This window comes from Desulfovibrio sp. 1188_IL3213, assembly GCF_036763145.1.
Taxonomy (GTDB): domain Bacteria; phylum Desulfobacterota; class Desulfovibrionia; order Desulfovibrionales; family Desulfovibrionaceae; genus Desulfovibrio.
Window position 1 is genome coordinate 1 of sequence record NZ_JBAIYR010000539.1, and the last position, 1,341, is coordinate 1,341.

The window sequence follows — 1,341 nt, forward strand, 5'->3', positions numbered from 1 at the left end:
GCCGCCAGATGCGAGTCTGTGCTCACGGCGCGGGCTGTGGGCAGACAGAAGTGCGCCCGCTCAAGCTGCGCGTGGCTTGCGAAAGCGGGCCGGTATTCCGTGATGCCGGGAATATCGAAAAGTCCCTCTTCCACAAGCTGGTCGCGCGTATAGAGCAGACGCTCCTCACGCTCCGGATGTGTGGCGGAGATGGCCCAGTCAAAGGCCGGGAAAAACACCACCCCCAGCCGTCTGGCGGCGCAAAGGGCCTCCCTTGCGTCCGCCTGCTCCAAAGAGTGTGCAGCCGGGCGCTGCCCGGCCCGCTGCTCAGTCATCGTTTTCGTCCAGAGCTTCGAAAATGTCCGCGCCGTAGCGGGCGTAGGTCACCATGCGGCCCATCTGGGCAAGGCCAAGGGAATAGGCGAGGTTGCTTTCCGCCACGGCCAGAAACAGCAGGCTGTCTTCGTCATACATGGCAAAAACGCCGCCGGGGCCGTCCTCTTTGCGGAAAGCCACGCAGTACATAAGCTCGGGATCACCCAGAATGCCCGCAGCCACATGGTTTGCGGGAGGTTCGGGCAAGGCGGACTCAAAGCCTGCGGCGCCGTTTTTGCGGGGAACGAAATTCAGTTTTGTGCCTTCAACAAAGAGGTCGTAGTATTCTTGCATGGCATTCTCCCGGGCTGGTTTTCAGGCGGTTTATGGGTTGGGGTCCGTATGGCGCGGGGAAACAGCCCCGGCGCATCTGCCCGGCGTTGTCGGAAAGTGCTGCGCCATGTTTCTTTGTTTTTGCAGGGCCGTGATTCCGGGCCTTGCGCAGTGTACGGAAACATACATAAGCTTTACGGGAATGAGCTGACGCAGGCAGAACGCAAACAGTGCGCGCGTATTCCTTTGAGCGGTGATGCTCGCAAAGGCAAAAGCCTAGTCGAGGCCTCGCCCCCGTTTGCGCAGGTATGCCTCAATGGCCGAACGGCACTGCAGGACCACGTCTTCGGGCGGTTGCGAGGCATCAATGATGGCGAAGCGTTCCGGCTCTTCATCGGCCAGGGCGCGATAGCCCCGGCGCACACGCTCATGAAAATCCAGGCTTTCGCTGTCAAAGCGGCCTTCGGCAATGACCATTCCGGCGGAGCGGTTGCGCTCGCCGGCGCGTTCCAGCCCGCAGCGCACGGGCAGGTCCAGCAGCAGGGTGAGATCAGGTTCCAGCCCACCCGTGGCCGCCGTATTGAGGCTTGAGTTTGATCTCGCGCTGTGCATTAAGATATGCCGCGTATGTGGCGTTGCTTTTACGTGCCAGTGCAAGATACGTCACTGTTTCCGCAAGCGGAATGAAGCCTTCGGGCATGCCCACAAATTCCA

Annotated in this window: 2 protein-coding genes and 2 pseudogenes; all 4 read right to left on the reverse strand. The window is 60.8% G+C overall.

Annotated elements, in window-relative coordinates:
- Positions 1–314, reverse strand: a pseudogene (locus V6C16_RS13395) (histone deacetylase); the annotation flags it as partial.
- Positions 307–648 carry a hypothetical protein gene (locus V6C16_RS13400; protein ID WP_333543454.1) on the reverse strand — a complete coding sequence of 114 codons (342 nt, stop codon included), beginning with the start codon at positions 646–648 and terminating at the stop codon, positions 307–309. The gene V6C16_RS13400 and the pseudogene V6C16_RS13395, both read right to left, overlap by 8 nt.
- Before the next feature lie 255 nt (positions 649–903).
- Positions 904–1,239, reverse strand: a complete 336-nt coding sequence (locus tag V6C16_RS13405) for a dTMP kinase (RefSeq protein WP_333543455.1) — start codon at positions 1,237–1,239, stop codon at positions 904–906.
- Positions 1,217–1,341, reverse strand: a pseudogene (locus V6C16_RS13410) (replication-associated recombination protein A); the annotation flags it as partial. The gene V6C16_RS13405 and the pseudogene V6C16_RS13410, both read right to left, overlap by 23 nt.

What these genes read in the sequence shown, in the direction of transcription:
- V6C16_RS13405 (WP_333543455.1), bottom strand. Translation starts at nt 1,239, where the DNA reads ATGCACAGCGCGAGATCAAACTCAAGCCTCAATACGGCGGCCACGGGT.
- V6C16_RS13400 (WP_333543454.1), bottom strand. Translation starts at nt 648, where the DNA reads ATGCAAGAATACTACGACCTCTTTGTTGAAGGCACAAAACTGAATTTC.